Genomic DNA, 15,455 nt, shown 5'->3' on the forward strand with positions numbered 1-15,455 from the left:
AGATCCGTCATGAACGACATCGTCAACGACATCGCCATCGTCGGACTCGGCTGCCGCTTTCCCGGGGCCCCCGACGTCCACGGCTACTGGAAGCTCCTGCTGAGCGGGGAACGGCAGTTCTCCACCGTCCCGGGGAAGCGCTGGAACCACCACCTCTTCCACGAGCCCGGCACCCGGTCCGGCCCCAATGCCGCCTACACCGACCAGGTCGCCTTCCTGGACGACGTGGACCGGTTCGACGCCACGCACTACGGGGTGGCGCCCGCCCGCGCGCGGGCCATGGACCCGCAGCACCGGCTGATGCTCGACGTCACCCGCGAGGCGCTCGACGACGCGGGGCTGGGCCGCCGCGACTTCGACCGGGAGAACACCGGGGTCTTCTTCGGGATCTCGGTGTCCGAGTACAAGGACCTCATGACGGCCCCCCTCCGTGCCATCACCCTGGCCGAGGACTCCTGCGCGGCGGACGACCCCCGCGCCCTCGAGGCGGTCAAGGAGCGGGCACGGCAGCTCGGCACCGTCGATTCCTTCACCCTTCCCGGGAGCCTGCTCAACATGGCGGCCGGGACCGTCAGCCGGCACTTCGGCCTCGGCGGCCCCAGCTTCGCCGTCGACGCCGCCTGCTCCGGGTCGCTGGTCGCACTGGACCAGGCGATGGCCCACCTGCGCCGGGGAACCTGCCGGACCGCCCTCGTCGGCGGCGTGTACCTCAACCTCACCCCCGACAGCCTGGTCGGCTTCTCCAGGCTCCGCGCACTGTCCGCCGCCGGGGTGTGCCGCCCCTTCGACGAGGAGGCCGACGGATTCGTCCTCGGCGAGGGCGCGGGCACCGTCGTCCTGCGGCCGCTCGCCGACGCCCTCGCGGACGGCGACCGCGTCTACGCGGTGATCAAGGGCATCGGCTCGGCCAACGACGGGGCGTCCCCGGGACCGCTGGTTCCCACCGCCGAAGGCCAGCTGCGCGCCATGCTCCGGGCCTACGACGACGCGGAGGTCTCCCCCTCCTCCGTGGGCTTCCTGGAGGCCCACGGCACCGGTACCGCCGCCGGAGACCGTGCCGAGACGGAGGCGCTGCGCCGGCTGCGCACCGAGTACCCCGACGACGACCCCGGCCTGTGCTACCTCGGCGCGGGCAAGGCCCTCATCGGGCACTCCCTGTCGGCGGCGGGCATCGCCGGACTGATCAAGACTGCCCTGGTCGTCCACCACCGCACGATCGTGCCGCAGCCGCACACCACCCCCCATCCCGACCTGCCCGTCTCGGCCGCGGGCCTGCGCTTCGCGGACACCGCACGTCCCTTTCCGAGCACCGGCACTCCCCGGCGTGCCGCCGTCAGCTCGTTCGGTTTCGGCGGCACGAACGTCCACGTGGTCCTGGAGGAGCAGCAGCCCGCCCCGGACCCCGGGCGCCGCCCGGAACGTGCCGAAGGCACCGGACCCCAGCTCGTCCTCCTCACGGCCGGCAACGCCGAACTGCTGGACCAGCACATCGGCGACGTACTCGACGCACTCGACACGGCGGACCGTGCCCCGCTGGCCGCCGTGGCCCACACCCTGGGATCGCGCGAGCCCCTGAAGGCCCGGCTCGCGATCGTGGCCGACGACACCGACTCCTTCGTCCGGCGGCTGCGCCACGCCCGTGAGCAGCTCCTCGCCGGCACCCGGGGCGACCTCGGCGACGGCGCCTTCGCCTCCGACGCCCCGCTGCCGGAGGCGCAGCGCCGCATCGCCTTCCTCTTCCCCGGTCAGGGGAGCCAGCGGCCGGGCATGATGCGGGACCTCCACGAGAGGTTCACCGCCTTCCGGTCGGCCGTCTGTGTCCTGAGCGCGGTGGCCCGGCGGGACCTCGGCATCGACCTCGCCGACCTGCTCTACGGCGAGGCCGCGACGTCCCGGGGCGACACCGAGCAGCTCAGGGTGCAGCTCGCCGCCACCGATGTGTGCCAGCCGCTGCTCGGCGCCGTCCAGATGGCCACCACCCGCGTCCTGGCCGACTGCGGGATCGCCCCCGACCTCACCCTCGGCCACAGCGCCGGAGAGTTCGCCGCGGCCGCGGCGGCCGGAGCGCTCACCCCGGTGGACACGATCCGGCTGCTCGTCCACCGCGGTGCGACCCTCCGGCGGGCCGAGTCGGGATTCCGGGGCGGGATGCTCGCCGTGCAGACCGACAAGGAGACCTGCCGTCGGCTCATGCACGGCATCGGCGACGTCTGGCTCGCCTGCTTCAACCAGCCGCGCCAGGTCGTGGTCAGCGGGACGCAGCAGGGGGTCGACGCCATGCGACAGGCCTGCGCCGAGGCCGGGGTGGTGACGGCGGCGCTGGAGGTGTCCAGCGCCTTCCACTCGCCGAGGCTGGCCTCGGTCGAGGACACCATCCGCTCCGGCCTCGCCGGCCGTCCCATCAGCAGCCCGGTCCTGCCGTTCGTCTCGACCGTGAACGCGGAGGTCTGCACCGACCCCGAGGTGCTGCGCGGGTTGTGGACCCGGCACGCTTGCGCGCCCGTCCTGTTCGAGGACGCCGTCCACACCGCCTACGAGCAGGGCGCCCGCGTCTTCCTCCAGGTGACGGGCGGAAACTCGCTCCTCACCTCGGTGCGCCGCAACCTCACCGGCCACGGCGACGTCCACGTCGTCCCCGTCGAGGGTGGAGCGCCGGACGGCGGACGCAGCCTCGCGCTGGCCCTCGCCCGGCTCGCGGTCCTGGGCACCCCCGTCGACCCGCGCGCCCTGGTCCGCCGGGAGGACCGCCGTCTGCTGGACCTGCCGGTGGCGAAGCTCGACACCCGGTCCTACTGGGTGCCGGAGCGGCGCACCGCCACGAACGAGGACACCCGCATACGGCCCGAGCCCGCCGCGACCGCACCCGCACCCGCACCCGCACCCGCACCCGCACCAACCGAGTTCGCATCGACCGAGGAGGCCCCGATGAACGACTCGACGAACGACTCCGTGAACGGCTCCATGAGTGAACTGCTCCAGCTGGTCCAGCAGCAGGTCACCCTGCTCGCCCGCCTCGGCAAGACCCTGAGCGCCCCGAGCCCCGCCGAGCAGGCCCCCGCCTCACCGGCCCCCGAGGCCCCGGCCCCGGCTCCGGCCGCCGCCGTGCCGAGCGCCCCCGCCGCACCGGCCGACGGGAAGCCCGTACGGGCCGACGGCCTCGGCGAGGTCACCGAAGCCGTCCTCTCGCACGTGGCCCGGATCAGCGCCTTCCCCGTCAGCGGTCTGCGCGAGGACCAACTGCTGATCGACGATCTCGGTTTCGACTCGCTGATGCTGACCGACCTGTTCGTCGCCCTCAAGCGGCAGTGGCCGCATTGGAGGTTCGACGAGAAGGCCGCCGACCGGCCGACCATCGCGGGGATAGCCGCGATGATCGCGGGCGCCCCCGCCGCGGACGGCGCGGCGGCAGTCGTCCCCGGGCAGCGCGCCGACCACGGGGGCGAGTCCCCGCCCTCGCCGCCCGTCCACCTGACCGTGGTCCCCCCGGCCGCCGAGCCGCCCACCCCCGACGCGGACCGGACCGTACCGGCCCCGTCCTCCCCGGACCCGTCCTCCCCCGCCCCGCTGCCCGAGGAGCACACGCGGATCGAGTGCTTCCCCGAGGTGACCGCCCACGGCGATCGCGTCGCCCTCCTCGGCCGGGCCGGGCTGGCGAATCCGTACTTCCTCGTCCACGAAGGCGGGATGACGGACACGACGGTCGTCGACGGCCGGGAGCTGCTCTCGTTCTCCAGCTACAACTACCTGGGCATGGCGACGCACCCCCGGGTGAGCGAGGCGGCCAAGGAGGCCATCGAACGCTGCGGGACGTCGGTGTCCGCCAGCCGACTGCTCTCCGGCAGCCGTCCGCTCCACCTGGAACTCGAAGCGGAACTCGCCGACCTGCTCGGATGCGAGGCCGCGCTCGCCCTGGCCAACGGGCACGCCACCAACGTCACCGTGATCGGGCACCTCGTGGGACCCGGGGACCTCGTCGTCCACGACTCCCTCGCCCACGACAGCATCCTCCAGGGGTGCAAGCTGTCCGGCGCGACCCGGCGGCCGTTCCCGCACAACGACGCGGCCGCCCTGGACGCCCTCCTCGGGCAGGTCCGCCACCAGTACCGACGGGTTCTCGTCGTCGTCGAGGGTGTCTACAGCATGGACGGCGACATCGCCGATCTGCCCGCCCTCCTGGAGGTCAAGCGCCGGCACGGCGCCCTGCTGATGATCGACGAGGCGCACAGCGTCGGCACGATCGGCGCGACGGGCGGAGGCATCGGCGAGCACTTCGGCATCGACCGCTCGGCCGTCGAACTGTGGTCGGGGACGCTGTCCAAGGCCCTGGCGAGCTGCGGAGGCTACGTCGCCGGGAACCGCCGGGTCGTCGAGTACCTGCGCTACACCGTTCCGGGCTTCGTCTACAGCGCCGGCCTCACCCCGGCGGACACCGCCGCGTCCCTGACCGCCCTGCGGGTCCTGCGCGACGAGCCGGAGCGGGTGGCCCGGCTGCGGGAGAACGCCGCACTGTTCGTCCGCCTCGCGCGGGACGCGGGCATCGACATCGGGGACAGCCGGGACACGGCGATCGTCCCGTGCATCGTCGGGGACTCGCTGAAGACCCTGCGCCTCGCCGAGGCCCTCTTCCAGCAGGGCATCAGCGTCAATCCGATCCTCCACCCGGCCGTGCCCGAGGAAATGGCCCGGCTGCGCTTCTTCATCACCTGTGACCACACGCCCGACCAGATCCGGTACGCCGTGAGCGCGCTGGAGCGCGAGCTGCGGCAGCCGGACACGGCCCCCGCGGCCGCATGACCCCCGCCGCGGCCGTGCACACCTGCTTCCCGCCGATCGCGCCGGGACACGTCCACCGATGGGGCGGAGCCGCCGTCGCCGTGGCCCGGCGCTCCGGTCCCCACCGGGACCGGGAACCCCTGCTCTCGCCCGCCGAGCGGCGCCTGGTCCGCGAGCTGCCGGCGCGGCGGCGGGCCGAGTGGGTGGCGGGCCGTCTGCTCGCCAAGCAGGTGGTCCGCGAGCTCCTCTCCGTACCGGCGGACGAGGTGGAGGTCCTTCCCCGCACCGACGGCAGTCCCCGCGTCCTGGTCGGCGGCAGTGCGGTACCCGGCCTGAACGTCTCGATCAGCCACACCGCCGGCCACGTCGCCGCGGCCCTCGCGCCGGAACCGGTCGGAGTGGACCTGTGCACGACCGTCTCGGCCCCCGCGGTACTGCGCGTCGCCGATCACGTCCTGTCCGCCGGGGAACTCTCCCTCATCGGTACGGACCGCCCCGATGCCCTGGCCGGCGCCTGGGCCCTGAAGGAGGCCGCGGTCAAGGCCGACCGGAGCGGCATCTTCGGCGCCGCCGCGCGCGGCGTGGAGATACTCGGCCTACGGCCGCCCGTACTCGGCGGACGGCGCCGCGCGATGGTGTGGCAGGCGGGAGACGCGGTGCTCGCCCTGGTCCTCGCGCAGCGGGCCGCGCCGTACTGCCTCCCGTGACGACACTGCGTTGGTGCTCCCCGCCCCGCCGGATCATGCTTGTCAGTGGAGCCCCTGGCCGTGCGGGTTGCCGCGCGACGCGGCAAAGGATCTAGCGAGGGCGAGATGAGCTGCGATGGAGCGACTTCCCACCTCTCCTGATGAGCGGCCGGAGGAGACGAACACCCTCCACGAGGCGGCGTACACGGCCACGGCCACCATCAACGAGCAGGGCATCGTGACCGAGTGGAGCGACGAGGCCCGTCGGCTGCTCGGCTACGCGCCCTCCGAGGTCGTGGGAATGCCCGCCGCGGACCTGCTCGCCGATGCCGCGGATGCGGCGCGGCGGATCCCGCCCGGACAGGAGCGGTGGAGCGGCACCGTGGCGCTGCGGCACCGGGACGGCCACCGGACGGAACTGGGACTGCTCGCGCACCGCTGGACCTCGACCGGGGGGAACACCAGGTGGTCCTTGGTGTCCGCCGTGGCGGGCGGGCCCGGTGCGGCGGACACGACCGGCGCACCCTGGGAGGAACCCCTGAAGGAATGGGCGTTCGCCCAGTCCCCCTGCGTCCTGGCCATCTTCGACGCGGACCTGCGGCTGGTGCGGGCGAACGCCGGAATGAAGCGAGCGCTGTCCCTCACCGAGGCCGAGATGCGCGGACTGCGCCTGCCCGACATCGCCCCGGATCCCGTCAGCCAGGAGACGGAGCGCAGGATGCGCCTGGCCCTGGAGAGCGGCGAGACGCAGCACGCGCAGGGCCTCGTGCGCCCGACGGGTGCGAGCGCGGAGCACGGCTGGGCAACCTCGCTGACCCCCTTGCGGGACGCGGACGGCCGCGTGCGCGCCGTGTACCTGGCCGCGCACGAGCGGACCGCGGCCGGGAACGACGGGCAGCCGACGCTCCCGCCGGATCTCGACGCAGCCCGCATCGGCACCACCCTGGACAGCACCCGCACCGCGCAGGAACTGGCCGACGCCGCCGTCCCCCAGCTCGCCGACTTCGCGGTCGTCGACCTGCTGGAGCCTGTGCCGCGCGGAGACGATCCCTCCTCCGGCGCTGTCGAGGGGGCGGTCACCGTACGCCGTACCGCCGTACGGTCGGTCCAGGGCACGGGCCCGCAGTCCGGGGTGGCGGTCGGCGGGACGACCGTCTACCCGCCGCTGTCACCCCCCGTCGAGTGCCTGGCCGCGGGACGCGGCACGGTCTACGGGACTACGGACCCGGCCATCGCCCGATGGGTGGCCCAGGACCCCGGGGCCGCCTGGATCGGCGAGTACGGGACCCACTCGGTGATGGTGGTGCCGCTGCGGGCCGGCGGCACCACCGTCGGGTCGGCCGTCTTCGGCCGCCACCAGCACCGGGAGCCGTTCCGGCCGAAGGACCTGTGGCAGGCCGAGGAGCTCGCCGGCAGGGCGGCCGTGAGCATCCGCAACGCGCCCCGGCACCCCCGGGAGCACACCAGCACCATGACGCTGCAGCGCAGCCTGCTCCCGCACACGCTGCCCGACCAGTCGGCACTCGAAATCGCCTCCCGCTACCTGCCCGCCGGTGGCGAGGCCGGCGTGGGCGGCGACTGGTTCGACGTGATCCCGCTGTCCGGTGCACGGGTGGCCCTGGTCGTGGGCGATGTCGTCGGACACGGCATCCGCGCCACCGCCACCATGGGCCGCCTGCGCACGGCGGTGCGCACCCTGGCCGACGTGGACCTGCCGCCCGACGAGCTGCTGACCCATCTCGACGACCTCGTCATCCACCTGTCCGCCGACGAGGCGGGCCACGAGGGCAAGGAGGCCGCGGGGGGCATCGGCACCACGTGCCTGTACGTGGTCTACGACCCGATCACCCGGCGCTGCACCGTCGCCCGGGCGGGCCACCCGCCGCCCATCGTGGTCTCCCCGGAGGGCTCCGCGTACCTCATGGACGTCCCGGCCGGCCCGCCGCTGGGCCTGGGGGGCCTGCCCTTCGAGACCGTCGAGGTCGAGCTTCCGGAGTGGAGCATCCTCGCCCTGTACACCGACGGCCTGCTCCAGGCCCGCGAGCACGACATCGACGAGGCCCTGGACAGCATGTTCACCGCCCTCGTCCGGCCCGCCTCCACGCTCGACGCGGTCTGCGACCGCGTACTGACGGCTCTGCTGACGCACCCGCCCGAGGACGACGTCGCCCTGCTCGTCGCCCGGACCCGGGCCCTGCATGCCGACAAGGTCGTCGTCTGGGACGTACCGCCCGACCCCTCCGTCGTCGCCCAGGCCCGCAGGGACGCCACCGACCAGCTGACGGCGTGGGGGCTCGACGACGCCGCCTTCGTCACCGAGCTCGTGGTGAGCGAACTGGTCACCAATGCCATCCGCTACGGCGAGCCGCCCATCCAGCTGCGGCTGATCCACGAGAACAACACCCTGATCTGCGAGGTCTCCGACGCCAGCGGTACGGCTCCGCACATGCGGCGGGCCCGGATCTTCGACGAGGGAGGGCGCGGTCTGCTGCTGGTCGCCCAGCTCGCCCAGCGCTGGGGCACCCGGCACACCCTCGTCGGCAAGACCATCTGGGCAGAGCAGACCCTCGTCGGGCCCTGAGGAGCCGCTCTGCCCCTTTCGTTCCCGCGCCACGCGCGTCGGGGTTCCCTGTGACACGCCTGTGACAGTCGACGGACAGCTCCATGAAGTCCGACCGACAGGCTCTTTATCACGGACATACACCCACATTCATGGATATGTCCCCTGCTTCCGATGGTGTGAGCAGCGATGACCGAGCCGATGCGTCGGAGGGAAATCCCATGAGCCTCACCCTCGCCACCCCGCAGGCCGAAGCCCCCGTACTCGCCCCGCGCGAGCAGGAGGCACTGGGACACATCGCAGCAGGCCGCACCTACGTGCAGACGGCCCACTCCATGGGACTCTCCAAGCACACGGTCGACGCCTACCTCCGCCGCATCCGGGCCAAGCTGGGCATCAACACCACGGCGGAACTGACCCGCATGGCCATCTCCCTGGGCCTGTGACCTCCGGGCCTGTGGCCCCTGGGTCGTCCCTACGGAGCACAGGGCGCTAAGCCGCCCCGCCGGACCCTTCCCGGAACACCGGCCGCGCCCAGGCCGGGGGCTCCGGCGGCGGCACGGAGATGCCCGGGACCCCGAGGGGCCGGGGAACCACCAGGGTCGGCGGATGAGTACCCGGACCCGCACCACCCACGCCTCCCCCGCCGCCCCCGGTGGCGACGCGCAGGGCCGCCACGAATTCCAGGCAGGACCCGTAGCGGTCCTCCGGCACCTTCGCCAGGGCCTTCGTCAGCACCTCGTCCGCAGCGGGCGCGATATCCGGCCGTCTCTCCGCCAGGAGGGGCGGCCGGTCGTATTGGTGTGCCCAGAGCAGCGCCGGGGCGTCGTCACGTTCGAAGAGCGGCCCACCGGCGAGGGACTCGTAGACCACACAGGCGAGGCTGTACACGTCGCATCTGCCGTCCACCGGTCGGCCGGCGATCTGTTCCGGCGCCATGTAGTCGACCGTGCCGACGAACTCGCCGACGGTGGTGAACCCGGTGAGCGCCCGCGACTTCTTCGTCAGTCCGAAGTCGGTGAGGTAGGCGTGTTCGGGGTGGTCGCTGTCGGTGCCGGCGGCGACCAGGATGTTGGCGGGCTTGACGTCCCGGTGCACCAGATCGTGCGCGTGGGCCGCATCGAGCGCGGAGGCCACCTGGGAGGCGATGCGCAGCGCGGTCGCGACGGGGAGCGGCCCCTCCCGTTGCAGCAGGACCCGCAGGTCCGGGCCGGATACGTAGCGCATGGCGATGTAGAGGAGGCCGTCGGTCTCGCCGGCTTCGAAGATCGGCACGATGTGCGGGTGGTCGATCCGTGCGGCCACCCGTGACTCGTGGGTGAAGCGGCGCCGGAAGACCTCGTCGCGGGCGCGCTCCGGGGCGATCAGCTTGAGCGCGACCGTACGTTCCAGACGCAGGTCCTTCGCGCAGTAGACGACGGCCATGCCACCGCGGCCGATCAGGCGCTCGATCCGGTAGCCCGCGATCTGCTGCCCGATCAGGCCGGAGGGCCGGCCCGGGATCGACGCGGCAGGCCGCTCTTCCATGCCTGAAAGTCTATCCAGCGGGCCACCTGCCTGCCCGTCCGGGACGGGGCCGGGGCCGGGGCCGGGGCCGGGGGCCGGGACCTGGGGCCGGGGAACCGCTGACTGCGGACGCGTCCGTGGCCGGTCCCGAGGACCGGCCACGGTGCGTGGTGCGTGGTGCGTGGTGCTCGCATTCGGCGGGTTCAGTCATCGCCGCCGGCACCACCGTTGCCGCCCCGACCGCTGGTCTCGCAGCCCGATCCGAAGCAGATTCCGCCGTCGCCGCCCCGGCCGCCGGTGCCGCCGTCGCCGCCGGGCGCCGACGTCCCGCCGGTGCCGCCGTTGCCTCCGTTGGAGCTGCCGCCGCACACCCCGACACAGACACCGCCCTTGCCGCCGTTGCCGCCGTCGCCGCCACCCGGTCGGCCTTCGATTCCCTTGCCTCCGTTGGCACTGCCGTTGCACAGACCGGCACAGACCCCGCCGCTGCTGCCGTTGGTGCCGTTCACCGTTCCGTTGCAGTTGCCCGCACACACCTTGTCGCCCACGCGGACACTGCCGTTGCCGACTTTGACGCCGCCGAGGGCCCCGCTGCCGTACCGGGCCACGCCCGGCCCGAAGCCACCGCCACCGCCGCCGCCGGAGCCCGAGTCGTAGTGCGCGGCGGCGAGCGCCGGGGCGGCTGCCACGTTCGCCGAGGCCGGGGCGGCCGTGGCGACGGACGTCATCGAACCGGCGCCGATCAGAGCCGCCGAAACGACGAGACCAAGACGGATCTTCCAAGCATGTATGCGCATGACGTTCTCCCTTTCCGAGGAATTGGTTTCCGTGACACGGGATCCAGCGGGGCGAATGGCGGGGGCAAGGGGGCGAGTCGCCATCGGGACGACGGGGGCCCGGCCGGTCAATGACCGGACGGGCCCCGTGTGATCCGGCCTCGATCGGCCTTTCCATCCCCTGCTGTGCCCTCGAACCTCACGGAGCGACTGCGAGGTTCCCTCCCATCAGGGCGATCCAGTCGCCGTCCTGGTACTGCTGCTTCCAGGTGTCGAGCTGCTCCTCCGAGATCTTGTACTTCTTGGCGATCTTCTCCTTCATGGCGTCGGAGTCGTCGGCCATCAGGGTCACCACGATGCGGACCCGGTCCACCACCGTCAGTTCCGACTTCGGCTTGTCGGGCAGGTCCTCGAACCGGAAGCAACCGATTCCTCCGGGCTTGCCGGGCTCACCGGGCTGACCGGGCTGACCGCCCTTGCCGCCCTCTCCGCCCTTGCCGCCTTCGCCGCCTTCGCCGCCCTGGCCGCAGTGCGAGGGAAGGTCCGTCAGGACCGAGGTGCTGACACCGGCCGGGGTGTGGGACACCGACGCCTGCGCGGCGCAGGCCGTTCCGGTGACGAGGGCCAGCGAGGCCGCCGCCAGGATGAGCGGACGCTGCCAGGAGCTTGTAAACATGGGGATTCTCCGTTTCGTGAGCACGGTGTCGCTTGTGGGGGGATGAGAAGGGGATGTGGGGGGTGGAGGCCCGGAAGGCCTCCACCCCGTAGAGCCGGGTGTTGCGGTGTTGCGGTGTTGCGGTGTTGCGGTGTTGCGATCAGAAGATGCTTCCGCCGCCGGCGCCACCGCCGCCGCCGAGGCCACCGAAGAGACCGCCGAAGCCGCCCTTGCCGCCCTTGCCGCCGTTGCCGCCCTGGAAGACGCCGAAGCCGCCGTTGCCGCCCTTACCGCCGTTGCCGCCGATCAGGGTGCCGCTGCCGCCGCCACCGCCGTTGCCGGCGCTGCCACCGAAGAGGCCGCCGCCACCGTCGCCGCCCTTGCCGCCGTTGCCGCCGATCACGCCGTCGCCGCCGCCACCGCCGCCACCGCCGCCGCCACCGGACAGGAGGCCTTCGCCGCCCTTGCCGCCGTTGCCGCCGTTGCCGCCGACACCGAGGACGCTGCCCCCGCCGGAGCCGCCGGAGCCACCGCCGCCCCCGATGAGGCCGCCTCCGCCTTCACCACCGTCCCCACCGGCGCCGCCGGCCGTGGGCAGTGCGGCGGCTACGTGAGCCGGCATCGGAGCCGCCGTAGCCATGGAGGCCGGAATGAGGACCCCACCGGAAATCATTGCGGCGGAGGCCACCAGCGTCGCGATGCGGAAACCCCGACGGTTCGGGCGGACAACGTTGTTGGTGCGAGCCTTGAAGTTCATGACCTTCTCCTACCGATTCAGATGATTCATTGGGTTGTCCCGTAATCCGGGTCGGTGCGGATGTTCCCTCGTTTCCTTTTCGGTGAGGTCCTTTCCGCTCCACCAGTAAGCCCCGGCGGGGGCACCCCGGTCATGTGCCGGGAATTCGGGACTTGACACCCTCGCGGACCCCGGTTAAAAGCTGCGCGTCCGCCCGTGGCGCGCGACGCTGGGAGGAGAGCGCGGCCGACGGGGAGCGCGTTGTGCGGCCGGGGTGGGACGTCCCGCGAACCGCGAGGAGGCCCCCATGACCGGAACGGCACGGACAGGAGCGCCACGGACGGGCACGAGGCGGGGTGGCGCGTCCCGGACCCCGGCCTCGGCCTCGGCCCTTCGGCTCGCGGCGGGCGCCCTGGCCTGCGGTCTGCTGCTGGGCGCGGGTGTGAGCGCGGGCGCATCGGCGCAGGGGACGGCCGGGCGACGGGGGTCCGCCGCGCCCTGCGCGGGCGAGCAGCTCAGCGCGGACGGCGCGGAGCGGATCGGCGCCGCCCAGATCCGGATCACCGTGCTCAACGACGGTCCGGAGGCATGCGTCCTGAGGGGCTTCCCCACCGTGGCCCTCGCCGGCCAGGGCTCCCCGGACCGGAACAAGCCCCTGACCGTGACCCCTCAGGGCCAGGCCCACCCAGTACGGCTGGCCGTCGGCGACCGGGCCTCGACCCGGCTCACCTTCGCTCCGGTCCTCGGCGAGGCCGGCGGATACTGCGCTTCCGGCGCCGAGCCGACCATCGCCCCCTCGATCGTGCTGGGCGCGGGAGGGGGCGGGCTCCAGCTGGCCCCTGACGACGGAGGGCAGTTCGCGCTCTGCGGCACCACCGTCCGGGCCACCGCCTTCGCCGCCGCCGAGGACGTTGCCTGACGGCAGCGAGCGTTCACCGCTGACCGGCCGCCTCGGCCGGCGCCTTCTCCACACCCCGATCGTCTACAGTTCAGTAGACCATCTACGCGATTGCAGTCGCCCGGATGTTCCATCCCCCTGCCCCCTGCCCGCGATCAGGGAGAGGAACGAGGCCCCTTGATGAATCTCGCGTACGACGGCTCGGCCATCGACGGCCCCGCCTACCTCGACATCGTCGACCTCGCCCACCGGGCCCCCGGCTGGCTCGACATCCTGATCACCGGCTGGTCGGCCTACGGACTGGGCATCTTCGCGCTGCTGATGCTCGTCGCCTGGTGGCGGGCACGCCGAGCGGGGACCCCGGCCACGGTCACCGCCCTCGCGGTCCCCCTGGTCACCGTCCTCGCCTTCGGCGTCGACTCCCTGCTGAAACTGGCCGTCCGCGAGGACCGGCCCTGTCGGCGGCTGCACGTGACCGTCCTCGAAGCCTGTCCCGCACCCGGCGACTGGTCCTTCCCCAGCAACCACGCCGCCATCGCTTCCGCGGCGGCCTTCGCACTGCTCCTCGTATCGCGCCGGGTGAGCCTCGTCGCCCTGGCCGCGGCGATCCTCATGGCGGCCTCCCGGGTCTGGGTGGGCGTGCACTACCCGCACGACGTCGTCATCGGCTTCGCCGTGGGCGCCCTCGTCGCCCTCCTCGCCACCTGGGCCGTGCGCCGCAAGCAGAGCGAGCTCGCCACCCGGCTCAAGCACGGCCCGCTGCGCCCCCTGCTGGCCGTGGCGTGACCCGCCCCGGGGCCGTCCGACTGTGCGGCTGGACGGCACTGGTCGCGGCCGCCGCCTTCACCCTGCTGACCCTGGCCGTGCTCCACGGCCATCACGGGCGGCTGCCCGGCGACGCCGCGCTGCACCAGTGGTCTCTGACTCACCGGCCCGCCCCGGTCGTGGCACTGTCCCGCGCGATCACCGCCACCGGCACCGGGGTCATCCCCTTCGCGGCGGTCGTCCTGGCGGGCCTGTCCGTGGGCCGCAACGTCCGGCAGCGCGTCACCACCGCCGCCGGACTCGCCCTCTGCCTGGGCCTGGGCGAAGCCCTGCGGTACGCGGTCATGAGGCTGATCGCCCGCCCCCGGCCGCCGCTCGGCGACTGGGCGACGCACGCCTCGGGCTGGTCCTTCCCCTCCGGCCACGCCACCACCGGCGCGATGACCGCGGGCCTCCTGATCGCCGCCCTTGCCCTACGGGGCCCGCGGCTCCCGCGCCTCGCGACCGTCCTGGTCTGTCTCTGGGGAGCGGCCGTGGGCCTGACCCGGGTGCACCTCGGCGTGCACTGGTTCAGCGACGTGCTCGGCGGCTGGCTGTTCGCCACCGCTTGGCTGGCCCTGGCCGCCTGCGCGTACCTGTGGCGTACGCGGGACACCGTACGGTGACCGGGCACCACCCCGGCCAGATCCTCGGGGTCGTTCCGCCGAGAAGACGGAGGCGAACCGCGCCTCGACCGCGCCGAGTTCCCGCACACGTCGGAGCTGAACGCCGCTGAACTCGGGCTTGCCACCCCAGACACTGTTCGTACCGAACGCCCCCTGCCGGTCGGCCTGAACTCCCGGACTCCTGACCCTGATCCGGCGAGAGCCTCGCGCACGCACAGCAAGCCGCCGATGAACCCCGCACGTTCGGCTGCCAATCACCGGTTCCCATCTCCCTGATCGTCGGAATCGGCGCCGGCGCCGGAAGACGGCTACGCAGCACATCGGATAAGACGCTCGCCACGGACTCCAACAGGAGCCCCCGTAAGCGCAGTTGAAAGGCCCGTTACCCCAACGGGCAGCGGCCGCATCCTGATCAGGCGGAGCAGTCCGATCTCCTCGCAGAAGACGCAGCAGGATGCCTCGCGGACGGAGCCGGTCCGGCACGGGCCACGGACTCGGACTCGGCCTCGGCGACCGCTCCGGCCAGGGCATTCCTGCCCGACCTCTTCAATGACTGCTGGGCAGACAAGCGGCCAAGTGGAGCTCTGGGGCTGTACGGGGGAAAAGGCGGCCGCTTCAGCGTGCCTGATGATCGTTCAATCGCTTCGGTCGCCATCCTGTCGACTGAGTCTCAGGATCCGGACTTCAGGAACGACGAAAGGTTGGTCGAATGAAGCTCGCCAAGCGTTTTGCCGCGATCAGTACCGCCGCGACAGCAGCGGTACTCCTCAGCGCCGGCGGCGCCCAGGCACAGGACGACGGGGATTTCCTCTCGTTCCTCGGCAGCGCCACGCTCCCCCAGGCCTCAACCCCGGTCCAGGTCGGCCACGGAAACACCTACATCGGCACCCAGAACGTCAACACCAACAACAACCTCGGTGGAGGCGTGAACAACAATAACAACAACAACGACGGAGGTTCGACTAAATCCCATGACGACGACGAGGGATTCTTCTCGCTCCTACACAGGGCGGGACTCGTTCAAGCTTCATACGCGGTACAGGTCGGAGAAGGGAACTCCTACACCGAAACCCAGAACAACAACACCAACAACAACATCGGCGGAGGAACGAACAACAACAATAACAACAACAACGGTGGCGACGTGAACAACAACAATAACAACAACATCGGTGGGGGGACGAACAACAATAACAACAACAACGGGAGCGGAGGGACCAACAACAACAATAACAACAACATCGGCGGCGCCGCCGAAAAGGCCGCCGACGCCCACGACAGCGCCGAGATTCGGAGCACCGAAGGAATCCGATCACTTCTCGACGAGACGGCGCTCTCCCACCTCCAGGCCTGCTATCCGATCGAGCACGTCGGACTGGGCGACACCTATGTCGGCACTCTGAACATCAGCTGCAATCAGCGTTAAACGTGCCGG

12 protein-coding genes are annotated in these 15,455 nt (G+C 72.2%); 8 read left to right on the plus strand and 4 right to left on the minus strand.

Annotated elements, in window-relative coordinates; genetic code table 11:
• Positions 1–9: 9 nt before the first annotated feature.
• The 4 genes from AC3IYJ_RS06805 to AC3IYJ_RS06820 all read left to right on the plus strand — a co-directional run bounded on the left by AC3IYJ_RS06805 (position 10) and on the right by AC3IYJ_RS06820 (position 8,465).
• Positions 10–4,794, plus strand: a complete 4,785-nt coding sequence (locus tag AC3IYJ_RS06805) for a type I polyketide synthase (RefSeq protein WP_489400438.1) — start codon at positions 10–12, stop codon at positions 4,792–4,794.
• Positions 4,791–5,480 (plus strand): 4'-phosphopantetheinyl transferase family protein, encoded by a 690-nt coding sequence (locus AC3IYJ_RS06810; RefSeq protein WP_489400439.1) that lies wholly within the window; start codon positions 4,791–4,793, stop codon positions 5,478–5,480. The genes AC3IYJ_RS06805 and AC3IYJ_RS06810 overlap by 4 nt, the downstream gene beginning before the upstream one ends.
• 115 nt (positions 5,481–5,595) lie before the next feature.
• On the plus strand, positions 5,596–8,040 hold the full coding sequence (locus AC3IYJ_RS06815) for a SpoIIE family protein phosphatase (protein WP_489400440.1): 2,445 nt from the start codon (positions 5,596–5,598) through the stop codon (positions 8,038–8,040).
• Between the two features lie 200 nt (positions 8,041–8,240).
• The gene (locus tag AC3IYJ_RS06820; RefSeq protein ID WP_489400441.1) at positions 8,241–8,465 is read left to right on the plus strand and encodes a response regulator transcription factor; all 225 of its coding nucleotides are present in this window, start codon (positions 8,241–8,243) and stop codon (positions 8,463–8,465) included.
• A 46-nt stretch (positions 8,466–8,511) separates the two neighbouring features.
• On the opposite strand, the gene AC3IYJ_RS06825 is transcribed toward AC3IYJ_RS06820, so the two are convergent.
• The 4 genes from AC3IYJ_RS06825 to AC3IYJ_RS06840 all read right to left on the minus strand — a co-directional run bounded on the left by AC3IYJ_RS06825 (position 8,512) and on the right by AC3IYJ_RS06840 (position 11,713).
• Positions 8,512–9,546, minus strand: a complete 1,035-nt coding sequence (locus AC3IYJ_RS06825) for a serine/threonine-protein kinase (RefSeq protein WP_489400442.1) — start codon at positions 9,544–9,546, stop codon at positions 8,512–8,514.
• Positions 9,547–9,728: 182 nt separating this feature from the next.
• On the minus strand, positions 9,729–10,322 hold the full coding sequence (locus tag AC3IYJ_RS06830) for a hypothetical protein (protein ID WP_489400443.1): 594 nt from the start codon (positions 10,320–10,322) through the stop codon (positions 9,729–9,731).
• A 178-nt stretch (positions 10,323–10,500) separates the two neighbouring features.
• The gene (locus tag AC3IYJ_RS06835) at positions 10,501–10,977 is read right to left on the minus strand and encodes a hypothetical protein (RefSeq protein ID WP_489400444.1); all 477 of its coding nucleotides are present in this window, start codon (positions 10,975–10,977) and stop codon (positions 10,501–10,503) included.
• A gap of 139 nt (positions 10,978–11,116) precedes the next feature.
• Positions 11,117–11,713 carry a hypothetical protein gene (locus AC3IYJ_RS06840; protein ID WP_489400445.1) on the minus strand — a complete coding sequence of 199 codons (597 nt, stop codon included), beginning with the start codon at positions 11,711–11,713 and terminating at the stop codon, positions 11,117–11,119.
• A gap of 286 nt (positions 11,714–11,999) precedes the next feature.
• Here AC3IYJ_RS06840 and AC3IYJ_RS06845 point away from each other — a divergent pair, with 286 nt between their 5' ends.
• The 4 genes from AC3IYJ_RS06845 to AC3IYJ_RS06860 all read left to right on the plus strand — a co-directional run bounded on the left by AC3IYJ_RS06845 (position 12,000) and on the right by AC3IYJ_RS06860 (position 15,446).
• The gene (locus AC3IYJ_RS06845; RefSeq protein WP_489400446.1) at positions 12,000–12,611 is read left to right on the plus strand and encodes a DUF4232 domain-containing protein; all 612 of its coding nucleotides are present in this window, start codon (positions 12,000–12,002) and stop codon (positions 12,609–12,611) included.
• Between the two features lie 159 nt (positions 12,612–12,770).
• Positions 12,771–13,376 carry a phosphatase PAP2 family protein gene (locus tag AC3IYJ_RS06850; protein ID WP_489400447.1) on the plus strand — a complete coding sequence of 202 codons (606 nt, stop codon included), beginning with the start codon at positions 12,771–12,773 and terminating at the stop codon, positions 13,374–13,376.
• The gene (locus AC3IYJ_RS06855) at positions 13,373–14,020 is read left to right on the plus strand and encodes a phosphatase PAP2 family protein (RefSeq protein ID WP_489400448.1); all 648 of its coding nucleotides are present in this window, start codon (positions 13,373–13,375) and stop codon (positions 14,018–14,020) included. Before AC3IYJ_RS06850 ends, AC3IYJ_RS06855 begins: the two co-directional genes overlap by 4 nt.
• Positions 14,021–14,729: 709 nt before the next feature.
• The gene (locus tag AC3IYJ_RS06860) at positions 14,730–15,446 is read left to right on the plus strand and encodes a hypothetical protein (protein ID WP_489400449.1); all 717 of its coding nucleotides are present in this window, start codon (positions 14,730–14,732) and stop codon (positions 15,444–15,446) included.
• Positions 15,447–15,455: the final 9 nt, after the last annotated feature.

The sequence above is a fragment of the Streptomyces sp. GL_140 genome (assembly GCF_057834465.1).

Excerpts from the sequence above, each read along its gene's own strand:
- AC3IYJ_RS06815 (WP_489400440.1), top strand. The coding sequence starts at position 5,596 with ATGGAGCGACTTCCCACCTCTCCTGATGAGCGGCCGGAGGAGACGAAC.
- AC3IYJ_RS06835 (WP_489400444.1), bottom strand. The coding sequence starts at position 10,977 with ATGTTTACAAGCTCCTGGCAGCGTCCGCTCATCCTGGCGGCGGCCTCG.
- AC3IYJ_RS06810 (WP_489400439.1), top strand. The coding sequence starts at position 4,791 with ATGACCCCCGCCGCGGCCGTGCACACCTGCTTCCCGCCGATCGCGCCG.
- AC3IYJ_RS06845 (WP_489400446.1), top strand. The coding sequence starts at position 12,000 with ATGACCGGAACGGCACGGACAGGAGCGCCACGGACGGGCACGAGGCGG.
- AC3IYJ_RS06860 (WP_489400449.1), top strand. The coding sequence starts at position 14,730 with ATGAAGCTCGCCAAGCGTTTTGCCGCGATCAGTACCGCCGCGACAGCA.
- AC3IYJ_RS06820 (WP_489400441.1), top strand. The coding sequence starts at position 8,241 with ATGAGCCTCACCCTCGCCACCCCGCAGGCCGAAGCCCCCGTACTCGCC.
- AC3IYJ_RS06830 (WP_489400443.1), bottom strand. The coding sequence starts at position 10,322 with ATGCGCATACATGCTTGGAAGATCCGTCTTGGTCTCGTCGTTTCGGCG.
- AC3IYJ_RS06805 (WP_489400438.1), top strand. The coding sequence starts at position 10 with ATGAACGACATCGTCAACGACATCGCCATCGTCGGACTCGGCTGCCGC.
- AC3IYJ_RS06840 (WP_489400445.1), bottom strand. The coding sequence starts at position 11,713 with ATGAACTTCAAGGCTCGCACCAACAACGTTGTCCGCCCGAACCGTCGG.
- AC3IYJ_RS06825 (WP_489400442.1), bottom strand. The coding sequence starts at position 9,546 with ATGGAAGAGCGGCCTGCCGCGTCGATCCCGGGCCGGCCCTCCGGCCTG.
- AC3IYJ_RS06850 (WP_489400447.1), top strand. The coding sequence starts at position 12,771 with ATGAATCTCGCGTACGACGGCTCGGCCATCGACGGCCCCGCCTACCTC.